This window comes from Thermomonas sp. (assembly GCF_029945965.1).
Taxonomy (GTDB): domain Bacteria; phylum Pseudomonadota; class Gammaproteobacteria; order Xanthomonadales; family Xanthomonadaceae; genus Thermomonas.
The window spans coordinates 162,158-184,230 of sequence record NZ_JAQSDO010000006.1; the positions used below are offsets into that span (position 1 = coordinate 162,158).

General features: G+C 63.2%; 23 protein-coding genes. 12 read left to right on the plus strand and 11 right to left on the minus strand.

Annotated elements, in window-relative coordinates; all coding sequences use genetic code 11:
• Positions 1-89 precede the first annotated feature (89 nt).
• Positions 90-809 carry a glycine zipper 2TM domain-containing protein gene (locus PSV05_RS02050; RefSeq protein ID WP_300060711.1) on the plus strand — a complete coding sequence of 240 codons (720 nt, stop codon included), beginning with the start codon at positions 90-92 and terminating at the stop codon, positions 807-809.
• A 48-nt stretch (positions 810-857) separates the two neighbouring features.
• On the opposite strand, the gene PSV05_RS02055 is transcribed toward PSV05_RS02050, so the two are convergent.
• A complete protein-coding gene (locus PSV05_RS02055; RefSeq protein WP_300060714.1) occupies positions 858-1,754 on the minus strand; it encodes a PhzF family phenazine biosynthesis protein in 897 nt (298 codons plus the stop codon).
• Positions 1,755-1,843: 89 nt separating this feature from the next.
• Here PSV05_RS02055 and PSV05_RS02060 point away from each other — a divergent pair, with 89 nt between their 5' ends.
• From PSV05_RS02060 to PSV05_RS02075, 4 genes are all read left to right on the plus strand, one after another.
• Positions 1,844-4,474 carry a bifunctional aspartate kinase/diaminopimelate decarboxylase gene (locus PSV05_RS02060; protein WP_300060715.1) on the plus strand — a complete coding sequence of 877 codons (2,631 nt, stop codon included), beginning with the start codon at positions 1,844-1,846 and terminating at the stop codon, positions 4,472-4,474.
• On the plus strand, positions 4,471-5,847 hold the full coding sequence (gene murL / locus PSV05_RS02065; RefSeq protein WP_300060719.1) for a UDP-N-acetyl-alpha-D-muramoyl-L-alanyl-L-glutamate epimerase: 1,377 nt from the start codon (positions 4,471-4,473) through the stop codon (positions 5,845-5,847). Before PSV05_RS02060 ends, murL begins: the two co-directional genes overlap by 4 nt.
• Complete coding sequence (gene murD, locus PSV05_RS02070; protein ID WP_300060722.1) at positions 5,828-7,240, plus strand: UDP-N-acetylmuramoyl-L-alanine--D-glutamate ligase; 1,413 nt, start codon at positions 5,828-5,830, stop codon at positions 7,238-7,240. The genes murL and murD overlap by 20 nt, the downstream gene beginning before the upstream one ends.
• 254 nt (positions 7,241-7,494) lie before the next feature.
• A complete protein-coding gene (locus PSV05_RS02075; RefSeq protein ID WP_300060725.1) occupies positions 7,495-8,244 on the plus strand; it encodes a dienelactone hydrolase family protein in 750 nt (249 codons plus the stop codon).
• Between the two features lie 38 nt (positions 8,245-8,282).
• Here PSV05_RS02075 and PSV05_RS02080 read toward each other — a convergent pair whose 3' ends face one another.
• Positions 8,283-9,311 (minus strand): polyprenyl synthetase family protein, encoded by a 1,029-nt coding sequence (locus tag PSV05_RS02080; protein WP_300060729.1) that lies wholly within the window; start codon positions 9,309-9,311, stop codon positions 8,283-8,285.
• Between the two features lie 164 nt (positions 9,312-9,475).
• On the opposite strand from PSV05_RS02080, the gene ssb reads away from it, so the two are divergent.
• The 5 genes from ssb (at position 9,476) to rfbD (ending at position 13,538) form a co-directional block, all read left to right on the plus strand.
• Positions 9,476-9,979 carry a single-stranded DNA-binding protein gene (ssb, locus tag PSV05_RS02085; RefSeq protein WP_300060732.1) on the plus strand — a complete coding sequence of 168 codons (504 nt, stop codon included), beginning with the start codon at positions 9,476-9,478 and terminating at the stop codon, positions 9,977-9,979.
• A 26-nt stretch (positions 9,980-10,005) separates the two neighbouring features.
• Entirely contained in the window at positions 10,006-11,067 is a 1,062-nt protein-coding gene (rfbB, locus tag PSV05_RS02090; RefSeq protein WP_300060735.1) for a dTDP-glucose 4,6-dehydratase, read from the plus strand.
• 121 nt (positions 11,068-11,188) lie between these two features.
• Positions 11,189-12,073: a glucose-1-phosphate thymidylyltransferase RfbA gene (gene rfbA / locus PSV05_RS02095; RefSeq protein WP_300060738.1), complete on the plus strand. Its 885-nt coding sequence runs from the start codon at positions 11,189-11,191 to the stop codon at positions 12,071-12,073.
• Complete coding sequence (gene rfbC, locus PSV05_RS02100; protein WP_300060740.1) at positions 12,070-12,630, plus strand: dTDP-4-dehydrorhamnose 3,5-epimerase; 561 nt, start codon at positions 12,070-12,072, stop codon at positions 12,628-12,630. The genes rfbA and rfbC overlap by 4 nt, the downstream gene beginning before the upstream one ends.
• On the plus strand, positions 12,627-13,538 hold the full coding sequence (gene rfbD, locus PSV05_RS02105; RefSeq protein WP_300060743.1) for a dTDP-4-dehydrorhamnose reductase: 912 nt from the start codon (positions 12,627-12,629) through the stop codon (positions 13,536-13,538). Before rfbC ends, rfbD begins: the two co-directional genes overlap by 4 nt.
• Before the next feature lie 50 nt (positions 13,539-13,588).
• Here rfbD and PSV05_RS02110 read toward each other — a convergent pair whose 3' ends face one another.
• The 8 genes from PSV05_RS02110 to PSV05_RS02145 all read right to left on the minus strand — a co-directional run bounded on the left by PSV05_RS02110 (position 13,589) and on the right by PSV05_RS02145 (position 19,959).
• Positions 13,589-14,689, minus strand: coding sequence for an acyltransferase (locus PSV05_RS02110; RefSeq protein WP_300060746.1), 1,101 nt, complete (start codon positions 14,687-14,689; stop codon positions 13,589-13,591).
• Entirely contained in the window at positions 14,686-15,504 is an 819-nt protein-coding gene (locus PSV05_RS02115) for a M15 family metallopeptidase (protein ID WP_300060748.1), read from the minus strand. Before PSV05_RS02115 ends, PSV05_RS02110 begins: the two co-directional genes overlap by 4 nt.
• Positions 15,505-15,533: 29 nt before the next feature.
• Entirely contained in the window at positions 15,534-16,109 is a 576-nt protein-coding gene (locus PSV05_RS02120) for a hypothetical protein (RefSeq protein ID WP_300060750.1), read from the minus strand.
• Positions 16,110-16,133: 24 nt separating this feature from the next.
• Positions 16,134-17,549, minus strand: a complete 1,416-nt coding sequence (locus PSV05_RS02125; RefSeq protein WP_300060752.1) for an alpha/beta fold hydrolase — start codon at positions 17,547-17,549, stop codon at positions 16,134-16,136.
• Positions 17,550-17,572: 23 nt separating this feature from the next.
• Positions 17,573-17,743 carry a DUF4177 domain-containing protein gene (locus PSV05_RS02130; protein ID WP_300060755.1) on the minus strand — a complete coding sequence of 57 codons (171 nt, stop codon included), beginning with the start codon at positions 17,741-17,743 and terminating at the stop codon, positions 17,573-17,575.
• The gene (locus PSV05_RS02135) at positions 17,740-17,922 is read right to left on the minus strand and encodes an Arc family DNA binding domain-containing protein (RefSeq protein ID WP_300060758.1); all 183 of its coding nucleotides are present in this window, start codon (positions 17,920-17,922) and stop codon (positions 17,740-17,742) included. Before PSV05_RS02135 ends, PSV05_RS02130 begins: the two co-directional genes overlap by 4 nt.
• A gap of 93 nt (positions 17,923-18,015) precedes the next feature.
• Positions 18,016-18,879 carry an SPFH domain-containing protein gene (locus tag PSV05_RS02140; RefSeq protein WP_300060760.1) on the minus strand — a complete coding sequence of 288 codons (864 nt, stop codon included), beginning with the start codon at positions 18,877-18,879 and terminating at the stop codon, positions 18,016-18,018.
• A gap of 168 nt (positions 18,880-19,047) precedes the next feature.
• Complete coding sequence (locus tag PSV05_RS02145) at positions 19,048-19,959, minus strand: hypothetical protein (RefSeq protein WP_300060762.1); 912 nt, start codon at positions 19,957-19,959, stop codon at positions 19,048-19,050.
• 155 nt (positions 19,960-20,114) lie between these two features.
• Between PSV05_RS02145 and PSV05_RS02150 the strand changes: the two genes are divergently transcribed.
• A complete protein-coding gene (locus PSV05_RS02150; protein WP_300060765.1) occupies positions 20,115-20,528 on the plus strand; it encodes a hypothetical protein in 414 nt (137 codons plus the stop codon).
• An 82-nt stretch (positions 20,529-20,610) separates the two neighbouring features.
• Here PSV05_RS02150 and PSV05_RS02155 read toward each other — a convergent pair whose 3' ends face one another.
• A complete protein-coding gene (locus PSV05_RS02155) occupies positions 20,611-21,330 on the minus strand; it encodes an arginyltransferase (RefSeq protein ID WP_300060768.1) in 720 nt (239 codons plus the stop codon).
• Positions 21,331-21,447: 117 nt separating this feature from the next.
• Between PSV05_RS02155 and PSV05_RS02160 the strand changes: the two genes are divergently transcribed.
• Positions 21,448-22,053, plus strand: a complete 606-nt coding sequence (locus tag PSV05_RS02160) for a hypothetical protein (RefSeq protein WP_300060771.1) — start codon at positions 21,448-21,450, stop codon at positions 22,051-22,053.
• Positions 22,054-22,073: the final 20 nt, after the last annotated feature.

Genomic DNA, 22,073 nt, shown 5'->3' on the forward strand with positions numbered 1-22,073 from the left:
AAGTTTTTCGTATTCAGCTTCGCTTTAGCGCACCGGCTGCATCGTTGAATTGCGCCAGCCAATCCACTTTCCTGGCGAGGGAGTCCACCATGAAGCGCCTTTCCACCGCCTTGCTTGCCATCGGGCTGTTGTCCAGCAGCGCCGCATTCGCCCAGTCGGGCTATTACCCACCCGACAATAGCTACAACGACGGGTACAACGATCGCAATGACAATAGCTATCGTGGCAACAATCAGCAGGGCGATGCCTACTACGACTATGCGCGGGTGATCCGGGTGGATCCGGTGATCGGGAGCTATCGTGGCACTGCCAACAATGGCAACCAGCGCTGCTATGAAACCCAGAGCGCCGGCAGCTACCCGCGCGATGGCTATTACGGGAACGGCAACCAATACGGCAGCAACGGCTACAACCGCAATGATCCGTACGGCCGTTCGCAGTACGGTGGTGGCAGTACTACTGGCCGCAATGTCGCAACGGTGGTCGGCGGCATCGCCGGTGCGGTACTCGGCAGCAAGATTGGCGGCGGCAGCGGCACCTACGCGGCGACCGCGATCGGCACGATGGTTGGTGGCATGGCCGGTCGGCAGGTGTACGAAAATACCCAGCGCGACCGCTACACGCCCGCCGGCACGGTGCGCGTCTGTGATCCGGAACCGGCCGGCAATGGCTACTACAGCCGGACCAATGACGGCCGCGCCAGTGCATACGACGTCACCTACGAATACAACGGTCGCCGCTACACCCGGCGCATGGACCACCACCCCGGCGATCGCGTGCGGGTGCGGGTGGATGTCACGCCGCAGTAAGCCGTCGTACGAGATCGAATGAAACGAAGGGGCCGTGAGGCCCCTTTTTCACTCCGGCCAATCCAGCTCGCCCTCGACCACCGTTACCGCGCGCCCACCCGACCACACATCGCCGGCAGCATCAACCTGCAACTCTATGATCGCGTCGAAGCCGACCTCGCGGCCTTGGCTTACCCGATAGAAGCCATCAGCGCTTGGTAGTGCGTGTTGATCGGCCAGCCATGCCGCCAGCGTCGCATTCGCAGCACCAGAGGCAGCATCCTCGAACTGCGACGGTGTACCCACGAACGCGCGCACCGCAAAGTAGTGGACCGGATCTTCGCTGCGTGCATACACGAACAGGCCCATGCTGTCTGTGGTTTCAGCCAGTGTTGAAATGGCATTCCAGTCCGGTGTCGCGCTACGCAGGTCTGCTTCGCTGGCAAGTTCCGCCAGCCACCAACGGCGGCCGCCATCCATCAATGCCGGTGGCAGCGCACCGAGCCGCAGGCCGGCCAGTGCATCGCGCAGGCGCGGATCGCCAGGCGTCGCGATTTCCTGCACCCGCGCGCGCGGGGTGCGCACCGCAACCGTGCGTTCGCGAGCTTCGCCATGAACCTGCAGCGGCAGCTTGCCGGCGATTCCGTCCTGCACGAGGAACTTGCCTGAAGACGCGCCATCGCGCGGCACTGCCAGCCCGGCATCGAGCACGGCGTGCGCGGTGCCGACGCTCGGATGGCCGGCGAACGGCACTTCACGGCGCGGGCTGAACATGCGGATGCGGTAGCTGGCGTCGTCGGAATCCGCCGGGAACACGAAGGTGGTTTCCGGCAAGCGGGTCCAGCGCGCGATTGCCTGCATCGCTGCATCGTCCAGGCCCTGCGCATCCAGCACCACGGCCAATGGATTGCCAGCACCGGGGCGGGTGGCGAAGACATCAAGCTGCACATAACGACGATTAGGCATAAGCGAATGCGGTCCAGCCGGCAGGAGGGGCCGTTAGAATGCACCACCGCCCGCGCCGCGGGCAGCACTGACTCATTCCGATCCCGCCCATGTCCATTGCTCTTGCGCCTGTGTCCGACCGACCCGCACCTGACAGGGACTGCCGCTGGCTGGTCCTGAAGTTCGGTGGAACCTCGGTCTCCAAACGTACGCGCTGGGACACCATCGGCCGGCTTGCATCGGAGCGTGCGGCACAGGAAGACGCACGCGTGCTGGTGGTGGTCTCGGCCTTGTCCGGGGTCACCAACGAACTCTCCGCGATCTGCGCTGGTGACGATATCGCTGCGCGTGTCGATGCGCTGGTCCAGCGTCATCGCGCGTTCTGTGGCGAACTCGATCTCGAAGCCGATGACGTGCTCGGCGAGCGCTTCGCCGCGTTGCAGGCACTGGTCGAAGATCCACGTGCGACCTCGCTTGCACTGGACTGGCAGGCCGAAGTGCTGGCGCAAGGTGAATTGCTGTCATCGACGATCGGCGCGGCTTACCTGCACGCCAGCGGCCACGACTTCGGCTGGTGCGATGCGCGCGAGTGGCTGGACGCGGTGCCGCCGCAGCCCAACCAGGCCGAGTGGTCGCAGCGGCTATCGGTGAATTGCCAATGCCAAGGCAGTGCCGAGTGGCGCCAGCGTTTCGCGGCGCAACCAGCGCGGATGCTGATTACACAGGGTTTCATCGCACGGCATCGCGACGGCGGGACTGCGATCCTCGGCCGTGGTGGTTCGGATACCTCCGCGGCCTACTTCGGTGCGCTGCTCGGCGCGGACCGCGTCGAAATCTGGACCGACGTGCCCGGCATGTTCAGCGCCAATCCGCGCGAGGTGCCAGATGCACGCCTGCTGACCCAGCTCGACTATTACGAAGCACAGGAAATCGCCACCACCGGCGCCAAGGTCCTGCACGCACGTTCAATCAAGCCGTGCCGTGATGCCGGCGTACCGATGTCGATCCTGGACACCGAGCGCCCGGAGCTGCCCGGCACCCGCATCGATGGCAGCGCCCAGCCCGTCCTTGGGGTGAAGGCGATCAGCCGCCGCAACGGCATCGTGCTGGTGTCGATGGAAGGCATCGGGATGTGGCAACAGGTCGGCTTCCTGTCCGACGTGTTCGAGTGCTTCAAGCGTCATGGCCTGTCGGTGGACCTGATCGGTTCGTCGGAAACGAATGTCACGGTCTCGCTGGATCCGTCCGAGAACCTGGTCAGCACCGACGTACTCGCACGCCTGTCCGAAGACCTGTCGCAGCTGTGTCGGGTCAAGGTGATCCTGCCGTGCGCGGCGATCACCCTGGTCGGGCGCGGCATGCGCTCGCTGCTGCACAAACTGTCCGAAGTCTGGGCGATGTTCGGGCAGGAACGCGTGCACCTGATCTCGCAGTCGTCCAACGACCTCAACCTGACCTTCGTGGTCGACGAAGCTGCCGCCGACGGCATGCTGCCGCGGTTGCACGCGGCACTGATCGATAGCGGTGCGATGCCGGTTTACGAGGGTCAGGTGTTCGGCCCGCGCTGGCGTGAAATCAATGGCACGGTGCGTCCGCGCGGCACGCCGTGGTGGCGCGGTGCGCATGAACGCGATGCATTGCTGGTGCTTGCCGAGCAAGGTACGCCGCGCTACGCCTACCATCTACCTACGGTGCTTGATCGTGCCCGCCAGTTGAAGGCCATTGCAGCGGTCGACCGCCACTACTATGCGATCAAGGCCAATTCGCATCCGGAGATCCTGAAGACATTGGAGCAGGAAGGCTTCGGCCTGGAGTGCGTGTCGCAGGGAGAACTCGAGCGAGTGTTCGATGTCTTGCCCGATCTTTCGCCGCAACGCGTGCTGTTCACCCCTAGCTTCGCACCCATCGACGAATACGCGGCGGCACTGGCGCGCGGCGTCACCGTCACAGTCGACAACGCCGAGTTGCTGCGTTGCTGGCCGGAGGTCTTCCGTGGCCGCGAACTCTGGCTGCGCATCGACCTTGGCCATGGCGATGGCCATCATCAAAAAGTGAACACCGGTGGCAAGGCATCCAAGTTCGGCCTGTCGGCCCAGCGCGTGGAGGAATTCGTCGAGATCGCGCGTGGACTTGATGTGCGCATCACTGGCGTGCACGCGCACCTGGGCAGCGGCATCGAGACCAGCGAACACTGGAAGCAGGTGGTGGATGAACTGGCTGGCTTCGCACGCCGTATCGGCAGCGTCGAGATCCTGGACATTGGTGGCGGCTTGCCGATCCCGTACAGCGACGACGATGAGCCCTTCGACCTCGATGCATGGGCCGATGGACTGGCTTCGATCAAGGCCATCCATCCGGCGTTCAAACTGGCGATCGAACCAGGCCGGTTCCTGGTCGCCGAATCGGGCGTGTTGCTGGCGCATGCCACCCAGGTGATCGAGAAGGATGGCGTGCTGCGGGTGGGGCTGGATGCAGGCATGAACGCGCTGATCCGGCCTGCGCTATACGACGCTTGGCACGACATCATCAACCTGTCGCGGCTGGATGCTGCCTGCGACGGCGAGTTCGAGGTGGTCGGTCCGATCTGCGAATCCAGCGACGTGTTCGGCCAGCGCGTGAAGCTTCCCGCAGCCACGGCGCCGGGTGACGTGATGATGTTGGCCGATGCCGGTGCCTACGGCATGGCGATGGCCAATACTTACAACCTGCGGGCCTTGCCGACCGAGGACGTGATCGAATGAGTGAGTGGATGTTCCAGCGCGACGCCATCAACGAATTTCATTTCGTGCGTTGCGGTTTCGATGCGGCGACCGGCATCGCGCAACTGGTGTATGCCTTCGACGATGGCCCGGAGCTAGTCGAGACCGTCACTGTGCCTGGCGCACCGTTCGTTTTGGACGCGACGCGTGCGCATGCGGTGGACCAGGCATTGCGCCTGCTGCACCTGATTGCGGGCGTCAGCTACTACAAGGCCGCGGTGCCCGTACATATCCGCATCGACAGCTACAACATCGATGCCGACACGGCTACGTTGCTGGATGCGATCTACCTCAACGGGCTTGGCGAGTTCGCCTATCGCAACAACCTTAACCTGCACGATCGCATCCGCTTCCCGCATCGCGATGCTGCGGATGCCGCTGCGCCCACTGTCGGCCTGCGCGAGCATGCATTGGTCGCGATTGGTGGCGGCAAGGATTCACTGGTCAGTATTGAAGCCTTGCGCACGTTGGGTGTCGCGCAGACCGTGACCTGGATTGGCGGCTCGCAACTGATCGCCGCCTGCGCCGCACAGACTGGGCTGCCTACGCTCAATGTCGGCCGCGCGCTTGCGTCGCGGTTGTTCGACTACAACCGGCAGGGCGCGTGGAACGGGCATATCCCGGTGACCGCGGTGAACTCGGCGATCCTGGTGTTGACGGCGCTGCTGCACGGCGTCGATCAAGTGGTGTTCTCCAACGAGCGTTCGGCCAGCTATGGCTCGATGATCGTGGCTGAAGACGGCAGCACCACAAAAGAGGTCAACCACCAGTGGTCGAAGGGCTGGGTATTCGAATCAATATTCGGCGACTACGTCAGTCGTCATGTCGCGGCCGACCTGCATTACTACTCGTTGCTGCGCCCACTCAGCGAGTTGGCGGTGGCGCGACAGTTCGCGAAGTCGACCCGTTACGACGCGCATTTTTCCAGCTGCAACCGCAATTTCCACATCCTCGGCGAACGGCCAGTGAGTCGCTGGTGCGGCGTCTGCCCCAAGTGTCATTTCGTATTCCTGGCGTTGGCGCCGTTTATGCCGAAACCGCGCTTGATGGGCATCTTCGGGCGTAACCTGCTGGATGATCCGGCGCAGACCGCAGGCTTTGATGCGCTGCTGGAATACCAGGACCACAAGCCGTTCGAATGCGTGGGCGAAGGCCGCGAGTCGCGTGCCGCAATGGCCGCGCTCACCGCTCGCGCGGAATGGCGTGGCGATGCACTGGTCGAGCGTTTCGCCCGAGAGATCATGCCGCAGCTGGACCAGGATGCATTGCGCATCGAGCCTTTGCTGGTACCGGATGAGGAGCAGCAGATCCCGGCGAAGCTGCAGGAGCGACTGGGTGCGTATTTCGCAGCTTGAAGTGATTGCAGCAAATGGTGGCCGCATCGCCCTTTGGGGCTGGGGCTGCGAAGGACGAGCTGCCTATCAGGCGATCCGCTCGCGCCTGCGGGACTTGCCGCTGACATTGTTTTGCAGCGCCAGCGAAGCCGAAGAAGCACGCGTCATCGGCGATCGCTGGCTGTGCGCCGGCACCGAAGTCACTGCCGAAACACTCGCCTTGCATGCGCTGGTGGTGAAATCGCCCGGCATCAGTCCGTATCGTCCCGAAGCACTTGCCGCGGCGGCGCTGGGAACGCGTTTCATTGGTGGCACTGCGCTGTGGTTCGCCGAACATGCGACGACCGATGGCGTTGCGCGCGACGTGCTGTGTGTCACCGGCACCAAGGGCAAGAGCACGACCTCGGCGCTGCTTGCGCATCTGTTGCGTTGCGCGGGCATGCGCACCGCGCTGGCCGGCAACATCGGTGTGCCTTTGCTCGAATTGCTGGACGCACAGGCGGATGCGTGGGTGGTGGAGTTGTCGAGCTACCAGACCCGCGATGTCGCCGCATCCGGCGTGCGCCCGGGTATCGCCATCGTCACCAATGTGTTTCCCGAACACCTTGACTGGCATGGCAGCGAAGCACGCTATGTCGAGGACAAGCTGGCATTGCTGACCGAAGCAAAGCCACGCATCGCCGTACTCAATGCCGCCGACCCGCGGCTTGCGGCGCTGTCGCTGCCGGACAGTGACGTGCATTGGTATGGGAACGCGGAGGGCTGGCACCTGCGCGGTGACGAGCTATACCGCGGCGATGCCTTCATCATGGACACCAAGTCGCTACCGCTGCCCGGTCGCCACAACCGCAGCAACCTGTGCGCGGTGCTGACGGCGCTTGAGGCATTCGGGCTGGATGCGATTGCGCTTGCGCCGCACGCAGCGGATTTCCAGCCGTTGCCGCATCGCCTGCAACTGCTTGGCGAGTGCGACGGGATCACCTACGTCAATGATTCGATCAGCACCACGCCACACGCGACGCTGGCGGCATTGGAGCTGTATCGGGATCGCGTTGTTGCAGTTCTGGTCGGCGGGCATGACCGCGGCCTGCCGTGGGAGGCCTTCGCCGATGCCATGCGCGCGCATGCACCTGTTGCAGTCATCACCATGGGCCAGAACGGACCGCGCATCCTCGACCTGCTTTCAGCTGTCGCAGAAGAACGAAGCTTCGTGCTGGAAGCCGCGACAGATCTTCCCGATGCGATGGCCAAGGCGCGTGCGGCCCTGCCGGATGGCGGCGTGCTGCTGCTGTCGCCCGGCGCGCCCAGCTTCGGCGCGTACAAGGATTACACGGCACGCGGTCGCCATTTCACGGAGCTTGCTGGCTTCGATCTCGACGTTATTTCCGGGATTGCAGGCATGGGGATTGCCTGATGTCTGTCAGCCAAATGCATGCGGGGCAAGCCCCGCATCTACGAATGGAGTCCCGTCCTCAAGCCGTATGGTGATGTTGCAAATGCCACCCCGTAGGTGTGGGGCTTGCCCCACACGCGGAGTTTTGCCCACACAACGTTGTTTGCCCCATACGAAAATGCGTCCATCACGACGCCTGAATGCACAGGGCATAAGCTGGCGTCCTTTCACTCGGAGCCTGCCTCATGCGTCGCTGCCTGCTTACCATCGGACTCATGCTCGCCACCGCGCCCGTCTTCGCGAAGATGCAGGCCAAGCCGGTGGAATGGCATGTCGGCAACGACCACTTCAGCGGTTATGTGGTCTATGACGATGCTGGCAAGGCCAAGCGCCCCGGCCTGGTCATGGTGCCTGACTGGTACGGCGTGACCGACAGCGCACTGGAGAAGGCCAAGCACATTGCCGGGCAGGACTACGTGGTGTTGCTGACCGATGTCTATGGCAAGGGCGTGCGGCCCAAGTCCAATGATGAGGCGCTAGCGCAGGTCAAGAAACTCAATGGCGACGACATGGCCTGGCGTGCGCGGATCAACAAAGCGGTCGACGTGCTGAAGGCGCAGGCCGGCAGCGCACCACTGGACGCCTCGAAAATTGGTGCATTGGGCTACTGCTTCGGCGGCTCCACTGTGCTGGAGCTCGCCCGCAGCGGCGCCGACATCGCCGGTGTGGTGACCTTCCATGGCGGGCTAAGCACGCCGATGCCGGCCAAGCCGGGTTCGATCAAGGCCAGCGTACTTGTGCTCAACGGCGCCGACGACAAGGGCGCTGCAGGCGATATCGTGGGCTTCCAGCAGGAAATGAACGAGGCCGGCGCCGACTGGCAATTCGTGAACTTCAGCGGTGCGGTGCACTGCTTCGCGCTGCCAACGGCCAACCGTCCGGGTTGCATGTACAACGAACGCGCCGCGACACGCGGGGAATTGATGATGCACAATTTCTTCGCGGAGCGATTCGCGGCGAAGTGAATCCCGTGGCAAAACTCTTGTAGGAGCTAACAGGTTACTCAGTGGTCGCGGCTGACTGCGTAACCCGCCAAGCCGCGCAAGGCGGCGACATGCTCGTTGTCGGGCAGTCCCGACAACGCGAATTCTGCATCGCTTGCGTGTTGCCGGGCGCAGGCGCGGCTGTAGTCCAGGCTGCCGCAAGACTCGATCGCGGCAAGTACCTGCGGCATCGCATCGGTATCGCCATGTTCGATGGCATTACGCAGCACGGCTTTCACTTCAGCATCGCTGTGCTGCATCGCATGGATCAGCGGCAAGGTGGCCTTGCCCTCGGCAAGGTCGTCACCGAGGTTCTTGCCCAGCGTCGCCGCATCGGAGGCGTAATCGAGCACATCGTCGGCGATCTGGAAGGCATAGCCCAGGTGCAGGCCATAGGTGTGCATGGCGTCGCAGGTGGTGGCATCGGCGCCGGCCAGTAGCGCGCCGAGCCGGGTCGCGGCGGCAAACAGCACCGCGGTCTTGCGTTCGATCACGCGCAGGTAGGCGGCTTCGTCGGTGTCCGGGTTGCGCACATGCAGCAATTGCAGGACTTCGCCCTCTGCAATCGTGTTGGTGGTATCGGCCAGGATCCGCATCACATCGAGCTGGTCCAGCTCCACCATCAGCTGGAAGCTGCGCGAGTACAGAAAGTCGCCAACCAGCACCGATGCGGCATTGCCCCACACCGCATTGGCGGTGCTGCGGCCGCGGCGCAGGTCGGATTCGTCGACCACGTCGTCGTGCAGCAGGGTCGCGGTATGGATGAACTCGACCACTGCCGCCAACTGGTGCGCATCCGGGCCGCGATGGCCAAGTGCACCGGCAGCGAGCAACAACAGCATTGGCCGCAGGCGCTTGCCACCCGCGCCAATGATGTACTCGGCGACCTGGTTGATCAGGACCACGTCCGAGGCCAGGCGCTGGCGGATCAGGGCGTCCATTGCGGCCATCTCGGGCGCGGTCAGGGCCTGGATCGCCGGCAAGTCCAATTGCCTGCCAAGTGACGGCCGGGGCTGGGGCCTGGGATGAGGAGCAGGGGTATCGGGCATGGGCAAGAGCTTTGAGGGACGCGGAATTATAGGCTGTGCACCATGTTCGACCGACATGCGGCAATTTCCCACCCAATCTCGGAGCGGATCCCGATGGTCGTGGCGCGGCAGCTATAATTCAATGCTGATCGTCCGCTCCGGACGGCAACAAGGCGAGGAATGACATGGCCCGCGGCGTGAACAAGGTGATCCTGGTCGGCAATCTGGGTAACGACCCGGAAGTGAAATACACCCAAGGCGGCATGGCGATCACCAAGGTCAGCCTGGCTACCACCTCGGTTCGCAAGGACAAGGAGGGCAACCAGCAGGAACAGACGCAATGGCACCGCGTCACCTTCTTCGGCAAGCTCGGCGAGATCGCCGGCGAGTACCTCAAGAAGGGCTCGCAGGTGTACGTCGAGGGTGAAATCCGCTACGACAAATTCACCGGCCAGGATGGCGTGGAGAAGTTCTTCACTGAGATCGTGGCCAACGAGATGCAGATGCTCGGTGGCCGTGCCGAAGGTGGTGGTGGCGGTGGTGGTGGGCAGCGCAGCGGTGGCGATTACCAGCGCGACAGTGGCGGCGATCGCCCGGCGCGCCCGGCACCCGCGCAGCGTCGCGATCCGGCGCCGCCCAAGCCGGCAAGCTTCGACGATGTGCCGTTCGACGACGACATTCCGTTCTGAACAGCACGCAGCAAGGAAGCAATCGCATGACGACTTGGCTGGTTACCGGCGGCGCCGGTTTTATCGGTGGCAACTTCGTGCTCGATGCGGTGCGCGGCGGCATCCGGGTGGTGAACCTGGATGCGCTGACCTATGCCGGCAACCGGGATACGCTGGCGGAGTTGGATGGTGATGCCAAGCATGTGTTCGTGCATGGCGACATCGGTGACGGCGATCTGGTCGCGCAGTTATTGGCCGAGCACCGCCCGGATGCGGTGGTGAACTTCGCCGCCGAGAGCCACGTTGATCGGTCCATCGACGGCCCGGCGGCATTCGTGCAGACCAATGTGGTTGGCACGCTTGCTTTGCTGGAAGCGGTGCGCGACCACTGGAAGTCGCTCGAAGGCAATGCCAGGCAGGCGTTCCGTTTCCTGCATGTGTCCACCGACGAGGTCTACGGCTCGCTGGGCGAGACCGGCAAGTTCCGCGAGGACACGCCATACGCGCCGAATTCGCCGTACTCGGCATCAAAGGCAGCCTCCGACCACCTGGTGCGTGCGTTCCACCACACCTACGGCTTGCCGGTGGTGACCACCAACTGCAGCAACAATTACGGTCCGTACCAGTTTCCGGAAAAACTCGTCCCATTGATCATCGCCCGCGCGCTGGCCGGCGAGCCACTGCCGATCTATGGCGATGGCAAGAACGTGCGTGACTGGTTGTATGTAGGCGACCACGTCGCGGCGATCCGCGCCGTGCTGGAACACGGTCGCGTCGGCGAGACCTACAACGTAGGCGGCGATGCAGAGATGCAAAATATCCAGGTCGTGCATGCGATCTGCGCGCTGCTCGACGCACGCCGTCCGCGTGATGACGGCCAGTCGCGCGCATCGCAGATCACCTATGTTGCCGATCGCCCGGGCCATGACCGCCGTTACGCGATCAACGCAAGCAAGCTGAAGTCCGAACTGGGCTGGGCGCCGGCACACAACTTCGAGCAGGGTATCGCCGACACCGTCGACTGGTACCTGGACAACCAGGATTGGGTCGGGCGCGTGCTGGATGGCAGTTACCGATTGGAACGCATTGGGCAAGGTGGCGCGTGCTAGCGGACGCCATCAAGGCGTCTGCTGCGCCGCCGAGCGCCCGGCCATGGAAGGCCGGGCAGGACAATCCACGTTCCATGTTGTCGCGCCAAGGATGGCTACGAATTATTGAGGAGTGGGGTCGATGAAACGTAAAGGCATTGTCCTCGCCGGCGGCTCCGGCACCCGGCTATATCCGATCACCAAGGCGATCAGCAAGCAGCTGCTGCCGGTGTACGACAAGCCAATGATCTATTACCCGCTCAGCGTGCTGATGCTGGCGGGGATCCGCGAGGTGTTGATCATCAACACACCGCACGAGCAGGCACTGTTCCAGCATCTGCTTGGCGATGGTTCGCAATGGGGGATGCAGATCGAGTACGCCGTGCAACCCAGCCCGGATGGACTGGCACAGGCGTTCATCATCGGTCGCGAGTTCCTGGCCGGTGGGCCGAGTTGCCTGGTACTGGGCGACAACATCTTCTATGGCCATGGACTGACCGAACTGTTGCAGCGCGCCGACGCGCGCGAAGACGGCGCCACGGTGTTCGGTTACTGGGTGCGTGACCCGGATCGCTACGGCGTGGCCGAGTTCGATGCGGTCGGCAAGGTCATCGGACTGGAAGAAAAGCCGGAAAAACCAAAGTCGAACTACGCGGTCACCGGCCTGTATTTCTACGATGGCCGCGCCTGCGATTTCGCTGCCTCGTTAGAGCCGTCACCGCGTGGCGAACTGGAAATCACCGACCTCAACCGCTGCTATCTGCAAGACGGTTCGATGCAGCTGGAAAAGATGGGTCGCGGCTATGCCTGGCTGGATACCGGCACCCATGAGTCGCTGGTCGAGGCCTCGACGTATATCGAGACCATCGAGAAGCGCCAGGGCCTGCGCGTGTGCTGCCCGGAAGAAATCGCCTGGTACAACGACTGGATCGACGCCGACCAGTTGCGCTCGCTTGCTCAGCCGCTGTCCAAGAGCGGCTACGGTCAGTACCTGCTGGGACTGCTCGAGCACGGTCGCGTCGGATGAAGGTCATTGCGACCAAACTGCCGGGCTGCGTGGTGATCGAGCCGGCGGTATTCGGCGACGAGCGCGGCTATTTCTATGAAAGCTGGAACGCGGTGCGTTTCGCCGAGCATGGCCTGCCCACCAGTTTCGTCCAGCACAACGTGTCGCGATCCCAACGCGGCGTATTGCGCGGCCTGCATTACCAATGGCCGGGCAATGCGCAAGGCAAGCTGGTCAGTGTGCTGGAAGGCGAGGTTTATGACGTGGCGGTGGATATCCGCCGCGATTCACCGACGTTCGGACAACATGCAGCAGCGATCCTGAGCGCTGACAACAAGCGGCATTTCTGGGTTCCGGAAGGCTTCGCCCACGGCTTCCTGACCCTGAGCGAGACTGCGTTGTTTACCTATCTGTGCACCGCGCCCTTCGACCGCGACAGTGACAACTCGCTGCGCTGGGACGATCCACAATTGGCTATCAATTGGCCGTTGGCTGAAGTGTCGTTGTCGGGCAAGGATGCGGTAGCGCCATTGTTGGCCGACGTGCCTGCCGAGTGCCTGCCAACTTACATCGCATGAGGGTCTTGCTGCTTGGCGGCAATGGCCAGGTCGGGCGCGAACTGCGGCGCAGCCTGCCTGCACTGGGTGAAGTGATCGTCGCCACGCGTGATGGTGAAGATGCCGATGTAGTTGCGGATTTCAACCGGCCGGAATCGCTCGCTGCGCTGATCGAAGCCATCGTGCCGGATGTTGTAGTCAATGCCGCGGCTTATACCGCTGTGGACAAGGCCGAAACCGACTCCGACGTTGCATTCCGCATCAATGCAGAAGCGCCAACGGCGATTGCGCAGGCGTGCAAAGCAGCGGATGCGCTGCTGGTGCATTTCTCGACCGACTATGTGTTCGATGGGCAGGCTTCGCGTGCGTACCTCGAAGATGATGTGACTGCGCCATTGGGTGTTTACGGTGCAAGCAAATTGGCAGGCGAACAGGCGATCCGCGACAGCGGCGCGCGCCACGCGATCCTGCGTACGGCTTGGGTATACGCGGCGCACGGCAAGAACTTCCTGCTGACCATGCTGCGACTGGCAGGCGAGCGTGATGAACTGCGCGTGGTCGCCGACCAGTTAGGCGCGCCTACGCCGGCCGCATGGATCGCCGATGCGACAAAGGATCTGTTGCGACGGGGCGTGGTGGAATCCGGCACCTGGCATCTGACTACGTGTGGCGAGACCAACTGGCACGCATTCGCCAGCGCGATCATCGACGATGCATATGAACTCGGGTTGCTGCAGCGCAAGCCAGTCGTGTTGCCGATCACCACCGCCGACTATCCGACGCCTGCGTGCCGGCCGGCATATTCGGTGCTGGATTCCGCGCGCCTGCAACGGGACTTCGGCATCGTGCCGCCGGGCTGGCGCGATGGGCTGAAGCAGACGCTTGCGGAGCTCGTGGAGCAAAGAGCAGCACAAAAGGGGTCAGAGTGAATTTCCTGCTGGCCAGAATCGGTTTCCGCGATTTTCCTGGTCAGGAAACTTCACTCTGACCCCTTTTGTGCGGCAGCGGCACGTTGAGCGACGTCAGCCTGCGCCGCAACCGGCGATGCCTGAGGGCCACGTGCGACCCAGCGTTTCTTCAGGCGCAATGCCGGGCGTTCGATCAGGAACCATGACAGCGCGGCGCAGGCAATCGCGATGGTGGTGGCGATGATGATGTTTCCGGCAACCGACTTGCCCCACGGCAGCATCCACGCCAGTTGCTGCGCGGGCCAGCCGTATAAATACAGCCCGTAGGAGAGGTCGGTGTGGCGGATCATCGGCAGCCTGACCTGTAGTGCGAGGTACAAGCTGCCGTAAGTCAGCAAGCCGAAGTAGGGCAGGTGCACCCATGGACCACCGCGCAGGACCGCGAATGCAGCGAGCAACGCCAGCACGATCCAGCCCGACAGGCGAATGCGGTCGCGGTTCACCCATAGCAGGCTGCCGGTGACGAAGAAGGCGGTGCATTCGGCGTATTTCTGGATGTGATCGGGCAGTGGTGCGTAGTGCCAGGCCAGCGTATAGCCGACCAACAGGGCGAGCGCACAGAGCACGGTGTAACGCTTCGGCGCGAGCAGCCCAAGCAGCCACGCGACCATCAACAGCAGGTAGAGCTTGGCTTCGATCGGCAGCGTCCACAGCGAACCGTTGACCACATCCAGTGGATGCGTGGCGAACACGCCAGGCAACTGAAAGCGGCTGACCAGCAGCGACGCATTGACCAGGAAATAATTCCACGTCGTGGCTTGTGACCAATAGCCGGTGGCAGTGGTCAGCAGTGGGCCAAGCATGAACGTGGTCAGCCCCACGCACGCGATCAGTGCCGGCAGGATTCGCAATCCGCGAGATATCAAATATCCACGCACGCTGTTGCGTTGCAGGCTGGCCGCAATCAGGAAGCCGCTGACCACGAAGAACATGTCCACGGCAATCGCGCCGGCGAAGCGGAACCCGGTCAGTCGGGCCAGCAGGTCCTGGCCGCTACTGCCGGTGATCGCCCAGGCATGTCCGTAAATCACCAGCCATGCCGCGACCAGACGCATCAGGTTGAAGTTGTTGCGTTGCGCGGCCCAGGCTTCGGCAATCGTGGGCGAACTCATGCGGGTTGGTAGCACCAGTGCCACGGCTCGTAAACGATGCCGTGCAGGTTGTCGCGCGGATAGCTCATGGCGAAGCCGTGGTCGCCGGCATTGGTCTGCAGCCATGCAAACGCGGCGGTCTGTTCGAAGCTTTCCTCCGCAGGAGGTTCATCTGGTGCGCCGATATCCAGTGCCAGGCCGCCATGGTGTTCGGAAAAACCGGGTGCGGCGTTGACCGCGAGAATCTCATCGATGTCCAGTCCACGTGCCAGCTTTCGTTCGAAGATGCCTAATTGGTAGTCGTGACTTCGATAGCCGGAAATTGCTTCCAGCACCACATCGTCGCGCAATGCCGCATCGCGAAGGTGCAGCCACGCGCGCGCTGCATCGAAGCGCAGCCACAGCGCACGCCGATAGCGGTCGAAGCCGGCAAACGCCAACCAATCCGGTTCTTCGACGATTCCAAGCCCGCTACGTCGTGCATATGCGGCCTCATCCAGGCCAAGCGCGTCCAGCCGCTCGTGCAGGCCATGCAGTTCCAGTGTGCCGATGTGCTCAAGGCCGAAGCGCGCGTGGTCGGGCAGCGCATCCAGTGCATCGAGCGCGGCGTCCAGTCCGGCTTCGCGTTGCAGGTTCGGGATCAACGGCAACAGGCCGATGTCGAGTTCGGCCGCGAGATAGGTTCCGTCACGCTTGCGGCGCAAGACGTGCCGCGCGCGCGATAACGCCCGGGCGTCGAGGTTGCTGCGCGCGCGCAGCAGAGTCGCCGGCCAGACTTCGATCTCGGCGGTGTTGACCAGCACGGTCTTCAGCGGCAGTGGTGGCAGTCGCGACATGTGGCCAGCTTAACGCAGCGCCGAATGGCTTATGCGCGTCCGGCGCGGCCATCCATTGCGGCGCGCAGCGCATCCAGCAGCGCCTGTGGCCGTTCCACGCTCAACAGCAGTTGATCCGTGCCGTTGTGCAGTGGCAGCCACAGCACGCGCTGGCGATCCGTGATCAGACAAAAGGCCTTGACCAGCTTGCCGCGCAGGCGGAAGTGGCCAGCGTGGAAACCGGGCAGCGACATGCCCATGGTCTTGACTGCGGGTCGCAGGTCCATGCGCTCGGCAAGGTCGACCAGTCGTGCGTGGTCGAGGTCGATGTCGGCAATTGGCGTGCGCTCGCGGAACAGCGCGGCGCGCACGTCCAGCACGTGCCCGACCAATGTCACCGAGCGCCGTTTCATTGCAAAAAACAGCAGCGCCAGTACGACCGGAATAATCCCCAGTGCCGGTGAAACCTGCGTCAACCTATCCAGTGGCGGATTGCCAGACCAGAGCATGAAGCCAAGAGCAGCCAGCGGGACTACACCGCCGATCAGCACCAGGAATGCGATGGCATAGGTGGGCGGGGGAGTCACGGTGAAATTGCGCGTTGCCGGGCTGCGGTTGGCTTGCATGTTGGTCCTTTCAGAGACTGTCGCTTAGTGCGCCTTGACCCACGTTGCGACATCGTCGATCAGTTGCGCGTCGACATGGCCGGGATTGGCATATTCGGCGATGCTGCCTTCGCCCTCGCCAGCGATGCCGAGGTGGTTGAGCTTGTCATACAGCTTGAATTCGACCTTGGGGTTGTCGTGGAAGCCGCCGCGCCAGCGCTGCCAGTCGGCATCGACCACCTGGATATCGCGCGCGCCCTGCAGCAGCAGCATCGGCAGGTCGACCGACTTGGCTTCGGCGACCGGATCGACCGTGTCGATGCTGCGCCAATAGCCGGCCGGCATGCCCATCACGGTTTTGGTGGTCGTATCCGTCGCGACGTCACGAGTAGTGGCAACTTGCTGGAGGAGGGCGTTGATCGCATCGCGCTCGGTGTCGCTGGTCTTGCCATCATCGAGTACGGCCAGGCGGCGGTTCTGTTCGATCAGGATGTCCAACAATGGCCGCGCCGGCGCGGCCATCAGCACCAGGCCGGCGACATGGCCTGACACCGCGGCGATGCGTGGCGCCATCAAGCCGCCCTGGCTATGTCCAAGCACGAATACCCGTGCCGGGTCGATGCCCTCAACCTTGCGCAGTGCATCCACGGCGAGCACCGCGTCATTGGTGGTTTCCTCGTCGACGCCGAACACGCCACTGGCGAAATCCTGCGGCCGCGCCTTGGTGCGCTTCTCGTAGCGCAGTACCGCAACGCCCTGCGCAGCGAGCCCACGCGCGATGTCCATGAACGGCTTGTTGGGGCCGATGCTCTCGTCGCGGTCGTGCGGGCCAGAACCATGCACCAGCACCACGGCCGGGACGAGCTTGTTGGAAGCTTGAGCAACTCCCTTCGGCATAGTCAACGTGCCGGGCAGGGCGCGCTCACCCTCACCGACGCTGAGGTCGGTCTCGGTGTAGGGCGCGTCCTCGGTCACTGCAGCGGCTGGTGGCGCTTCCTCGGGCTGGATCAGGAAGCCCGAGATCTTGGCTTCCGCATCGATCGCGATTTTCGCCACCAGCGCGGCCTTGGCGTAATGCAGCGGGATTTTCACCAGGGTCATTTCGCCCTGTTTCACGCTCGTTGCTTCCCCGCGACCTTGCGCTTCACCGGCCTGTGTCGGCAACGATTCCCACACCGCCTTCAGCTTCTCGGCCGGCACGGCTTGCGCCATCGTTGCGTTGAACATGGCCTCGGCCTGGGCATATTCGCCAGCATCCAGATGGTCGAGCAACTGGATCGCCAGCGTGCTTGCATCGGCAGCAGGCAATGGTGCTTCCTGCGCGCGGGTGGTGCCGGACAGCAACAGGCCTGCGCCGAGCAGCAACACGGCGAACGACGCCAGCAGCAGGCGGGTGAGGATGCGCGCCATGCCCGAGCCTTGCCCATGGCGACGTTCGATCAGATGGACGATATGCAACATGTTGGTTCTCCGCGAATGCCGTTTCAGGCATCTTTCTTGAGGTAGAGGTAGGCGTTCATGCCGACCTGGGTCACTGTCACCAGTTCCCAGCCCATTGCGCCCAACGGTCCAAGTATCTCTTCGATCTGCTTGGGCTTCAGGCCCAGCCAGTACGGCTTGATCTGAACCACTTTGTAGTTCCAGCGACTGCTCATTTCGATTCCTTGTGCGTGTCTTCAGCCTTGCCCTGCAGGCGCCCCGACTTGCGCAGGGCGTCGCGCAACACATACTCGATCTGTGCGTTGATGCTGCGAAGTTCATCGTCGGCCCAGCGCTGCGTCGCCGCCAGGACGTCGGCATTGATGCGCAGCGGATAGGCTTTCTTCTCAGCCATGTGGATTCACTTGCGCCGACGCCGGTGGGCGGCGATGGCGATGATGATGAATACGACAGCGACGGCGCCGAAAGTAGTCGTCATGGCCGCGGCTCAGTACAACGTGCCGGCATTGACGATCGGCTGGGTAGCACGATCGCTGCACAGGACCACCAGCAGGTTGCTGACCATGGCGGCCTTGCGCTCTTCGTCCAGTTGCACGACGCCGTTTTTCTTCAGTTCGTCCAGGGCCATTTCAACCATGCCAACCGCGCCGGCCACGATCCGCGTGCGTGCCGCAATAATTGCGTCGGCCTGCTGGCGCTGCAGCATCGCACCGGCGATTTCGGGGGCGTAAGCCAGGTGGCTGATGCGCGCATCGATCACCCGCACGCCGGCATCGGCCAGGCGCTCGCCCAGTTCATCGCGCAGGTGCTGCGAAACTTCCGCGGCATGGCTGCGCAGCGCGATCTGGCCGTCAACGTGTTGATCGTACGGATAGCTGGTGGCCATCGTGCGCAGCGCCGATTCCGACTGGATGTGCACGAAGCTCTCGTAGTCGTCGACGTTGTAGACGGCTTCGGCCGAATCCACGACCTGCCAGACGATCACCGCGGCGATCTCGATCGGGCTGCCTCCAAGTTCATTGACCTTGAGCTTTCCGCTTTCGAAGTTGCGCACGCGCTGGCTGATTTTCTTCTTGGCATAGAAGGGGTTGTTCCAGCGCAGGCCGTTGTCGTGCACGGTGCCGACGTACTTGCCGAACAGGGACAGCACCGCCGACTGGTTGGGTTCGACCATATACAGGCCGACCAGGCAGAAGCCGGAAGCCAGCGCCAGCAGTGCGCCGAACAGCACGAACAGGACGTCCTGGGCCTGCACGCCGATGATGATCAGGTAGACACCCACCAACATGCCGGCGAACAGGGCCAGCAGCATCGGGATGCCGGGAAGGGAGCGGATCGGGGTCTCTTTCATGATCGTTCTCGCGTCAGGGCCCAAACAGTGGGTGCGCGATAGTGATATCAAAATGATATCAATCTTTCAAGGGAATCCCGACGAACGGTTGTCCCGTTGGCGCAAATCGCGGCGAGGCACGACAGTTCGGTATCCACCGGAACTATTGCAATCCGCAATGACGCAGGCTCAACGCTCGGGGGTCAGGTAGAAGATCGGCGCGGGGTTGAACTCGCCGCTGGCGTACAGGCCGCCACCGCCCGCGCTCCAGGCCAGCGCTTCGGCCTGCGGGATCAAGGGCACGTCATGCGCTTCCGGATCGCGAGCGACGGCAGCGGCCCAGCCTTCACCAGCCTCGCGCCGGTAGAACAGCACGCTGCCATAGGTCAGTACCGCCAGCGTCTTGCCGTCGGGCGACACATCGGCTGCCGTGACCTGGCTGAACAGCTTGGCCATGCTCGGATCGCTGCGCTGCAGCTCCGGATCGGCAGCTGGAACCCCGCTCAGGCGACCAATCCGGCGCGGCTCGCGCCATTCGGTTCCGGGATTGGCCAGCGGCAGCATGAAAAGTTCAGGTGGTTTGCGCTTCTTGGATATCAGCAGGATCTTGCCAGCCGCAGCATCCACTGCCACGGCCTCGCAGTCACGCGGTCCGTCCGGCCAGCGCGCGTGGATCGTCCAGGCTGGACGCAGCGTGCCGTTGGCCAGGCTGGTCGGTTCCTCGAATACATACAGGGTGATGCTCTTGCGCATGCCGCCGTTGTCGCCGGTGTCGGCGACCAGCAGATAGTGCTTGCCGTCGAGGTTGAAGCTGGCCAGGTCTTCCCAGTCGATGTTCTTCGCGCCCTCGACGTCGAAATGCGCAAGCTCCTGGCCGCGCAGGGATATGGCATACAGCCGCGCGGGATTGCCGCTGTCGTTGATTGTCCACAGCACGTCCTCGTGTGCATGCGATGCGGCAAAGCCGCTGACTTCGTCCAGCTCCTTGCTGGTGATCAATCCGGCCAGGCGCGCGAAGGGCAGTGGCGCCGGCGCACACGCCGCCACGCACAGTGCCAGTGCGGCAAGGATCGACAGCCTCAGGGCGGGGCGGATCGGCATCCTTGAAGGATGGCATGGACGCACGACGCGGCACAGCCCCACGCAGATCGATCATCGGGCTCGGCTACACTCGAAACCAACAAGAAACCAGTGCCCTCGATGACGGTCGGAACATGTCGACGGTGGCCCTGCAACCAGGATGAAAAACCGAGCCCATGAACGATTTCGCCGGATACGCCGTGTTCTTTTTCCCGCCCGCACTCGAGGCGCTGGGTGAAGCGATCAAACCCTATTTGCAGGACGGCCCGGCCGGCATGCACGTGCCATGCCGCGAAATCGACACCGGCGGTGCGTTCATCGAGATGACACTGCAGGGCCACACCAGCGACGGTCACGAAATAGCGCTGGAACTGATGGTGCCCGGCGCGATGGTGCGGATGATCGTGTCCGCGCGCAGCGACGCCGAGTTCGGGTTCTACGACCGCAGCCGGGCAGCGCATGTGCTGGTAGAGCCGGGGCTTGTGCCTGCAGATGTTCCTGCGGAAGTGGCGACCCTACAGCCAGCTACATCGGAGCCCGCGGTCAAAACACCAGATGCAGCAGCGGCCGCAGAAAAGGGGCCAGAGTGAAGTTTCCTGACCAAGATCTGGAATGATCGAAGAAGACCAGCAGGAAATTTACTCTGGCCCCTTTTCTGGAACCACGTACTGGTCACGCCTGCAATCGCCGCCAGCTGCGGCCGTCGAAACCCTCCAGCGGCTGGAAGCGGCGCTTGTAGTCCATCTTGGCGTGGCCGGCGATCCAGTAGCCCAGGTACAGGTGGCTGCGGTGATCGCGCGCGGCCCATTCGAGTTGCTTGAGTACGCCCAGCGTGCCCAGTCCCCGGATTGATTCATCGGGGTCGTAGAAGGTGTAGACCGCCGAGAGCGCGCCTTCGACCAGGTCGGTGACCGCGACTGCCAGTAACCGGTGGCTGCCGTGTTCACGCAGTTCCAGGAAGCGGCCATCGTTCCAGGAGCCAATCAGGAATTGTTCGAATTCCGGTGCGCCATGGTCGTCCATGCCGCCGCCGGCGTGGCGTGCGGCCAGGTATTTGCGATACATCGCCAGGTGCTCGTCGGTGCGTATTGGCGCCACGATCCTGGCATCGACATCGGCATTGCGCGCCAGGCAGCGGCGCTGGCCGCGATCGGGTTTGAAGCTGGCGACCGGCACGCGCACCGCCACGCAGGCTTGGCAACCGGCGCAGGCAGGGCGGTAGATGATGTCGCCGGAGCGGCGGAAGCCCCAGTCCAATGCCATCGGGTACAGCGTTGGCAGGCGCGGGTCGCGCGGATCCAGCACCAGGTCGCGGGCCTCGCGATCACTCCAGTATCCGCAGGGATGGGTGCCGGTGCGGAACATGCGCAGGTTGTCGGCATCGGTGCCCATGTCATGAGGATAACGCCCTCGCCGTTCAGCCGCGCGATAGCCAGTGTGTCAACCGTCGTCGTGGTGCCGCGTTTTCAATGACATTCCGGTCGATGCCGGTTCGTGAGAGGAATACTGATGAACAGCTCCATGAAGAACAAGTCCATGAAGAAGATGCAGCTTCTGTCGGTGGCGGTCGCACTGGCACTGACCTCGGCGGCGGTCTATGCACAGGTCCAGCAGGCTGCCCCTGATCGCGCCAAGCCACACGTGCAACTGGACGCCAACAAAGATGGCGTGATCGATCGTGCCGAGGCTGCCAAGGCGCCGAAGCTGGCCGAGCGCTTCGACCAACTGGACACCAACAAGGATGGCAAGCTGAGCGCCGATGAGCGTCCGCAGATGGGTGGCAAGAAGCATCCCCATGGCGCGATGGGCGGCGGCCATGGGCGGATGATGGCGCTGGACACCGACAAGGATGGCCGCATCAGTCGCGCCGAGGCCGAAGCAGGCAAGGGCAAGCTGGCTGGGCGTTTCGACCAGATGGACGTCAACAAGGACGGTTACCTGGATCGTGCCGACATGCAGGCCAGGATGACCCAGCAGCGCGCCGAGTTCTTCAAGGGCGCCGATGCCAACCACGATGGCGCGCTGACCCGTGCCGAATTCGATGCGTTCAAGCCCGATGGCCGCGGGATGCGGCACGGTATGGATGATGCGAAGGTACCTGCTGCCAGGCCTTGATCCGCTTAAGTCACTGCAAG

Bases quoted from the DNA above. Each gene is read 5' to 3' on its own strand.
- PSV05_RS02125 (WP_300060752.1), bottom strand. From the start codon at position 17,549: ATGTTGCATATCGTCCATCTGATCGAACGTCGCCATGGGCAAGGCTCG.
- PSV05_RS02130 (WP_300060755.1), bottom strand. From the start codon at position 17,743: ATGAGCAGTCGCTGGAACTACAAAGTGGTTCAGATCAAGCCGTACTGG.
- PSV05_RS02050 (WP_300060711.1), top strand. From the start codon at position 90: ATGAAGCGCCTTTCCACCGCCTTGCTTGCCATCGGGCTGTTGTCCAGC.
- PSV05_RS02060 (WP_300060715.1), top strand. From the start codon at position 1,844: ATGTCCATTGCTCTTGCGCCTGTGTCCGACCGACCCGCACCTGACAGG.
- PSV05_RS02080 (WP_300060729.1), bottom strand. From the start codon at position 9,311: ATGCCCGATACCCCTGCTCCTCATCCCAGGCCCCAGCCCCGGCCGTCA.
- PSV05_RS02110 (WP_300060746.1), bottom strand. From the start codon at position 14,689: ATGAGTTCGCCCACGATTGCCGAAGCCTGGGCCGCGCAACGCAACAAC.
- rfbA (WP_300060738.1), top strand. From the start codon at position 11,189: ATGAAACGTAAAGGCATTGTCCTCGCCGGCGGCTCCGGCACCCGGCTA.
- PSV05_RS02155 (WP_300060768.1), bottom strand. From the start codon at position 21,330: ATGGGCACCGATGCCGACAACCTGCGCATGTTCCGCACCGGCACCCAT.
- PSV05_RS02135 (WP_300060758.1), bottom strand. From the start codon at position 17,922: ATGGCTGAGAAGAAAGCCTATCCGCTGCGCATCAATGCCGACGTCCTG.
- rfbD (WP_300060743.1), top strand. From the start codon at position 12,627: ATGAGGGTCTTGCTGCTTGGCGGCAATGGCCAGGTCGGGCGCGAACTG.
- rfbB (WP_300060735.1), top strand. From the start codon at position 10,006: ATGACGACTTGGCTGGTTACCGGCGGCGCCGGTTTTATCGGTGGCAAC.
- PSV05_RS02150 (WP_300060765.1), top strand. From the start codon at position 20,115: ATGAACGATTTCGCCGGATACGCCGTGTTCTTTTTCCCGCCCGCACTC.
- PSV05_RS02115 (WP_300060748.1), bottom strand. From the start codon at position 15,504: ATGTCGCGACTGCCACCACTGCCGCTGAAGACCGTGCTGGTCAACACC.
- PSV05_RS02055 (WP_300060714.1), bottom strand. From the start codon at position 1,754: ATGCCTAATCGTCGTTATGTGCAGCTTGATGTCTTCGCCACCCGCCCC.
- murL (WP_300060719.1), top strand. From the start codon at position 4,471: ATGAGTGAGTGGATGTTCCAGCGCGACGCCATCAACGAATTTCATTTC.
- PSV05_RS02140 (WP_300060760.1), bottom strand. From the start codon at position 18,879: ATGAAAGAGACCCCGATCCGCTCCCTTCCCGGCATCCCGATGCTGCTG.
- PSV05_RS02145 (WP_300060762.1), bottom strand. From the start codon at position 19,959: ATGCCGATCCGCCCCGCCCTGAGGCTGTCGATCCTTGCCGCACTGGCA.
- PSV05_RS02075 (WP_300060725.1), top strand. From the start codon at position 7,495: ATGCTCGCCACCGCGCCCGTCTTCGCGAAGATGCAGGCCAAGCCGGTG.
- PSV05_RS02160 (WP_300060771.1), top strand. From the start codon at position 21,448: ATGAACAGCTCCATGAAGAACAAGTCCATGAAGAAGATGCAGCTTCTG.
- rfbC (WP_300060740.1), top strand. From the start codon at position 12,070: ATGAAGGTCATTGCGACCAAACTGCCGGGCTGCGTGGTGATCGAGCCG.
- ssb (WP_300060732.1), top strand. From the start codon at position 9,476: ATGGCCCGCGGCGTGAACAAGGTGATCCTGGTCGGCAATCTGGGTAAC.
- PSV05_RS02120 (WP_300060750.1), bottom strand. From the start codon at position 16,109: ATGCAAGCCAACCGCAGCCCGGCAACGCGCAATTTCACCGTGACTCCC.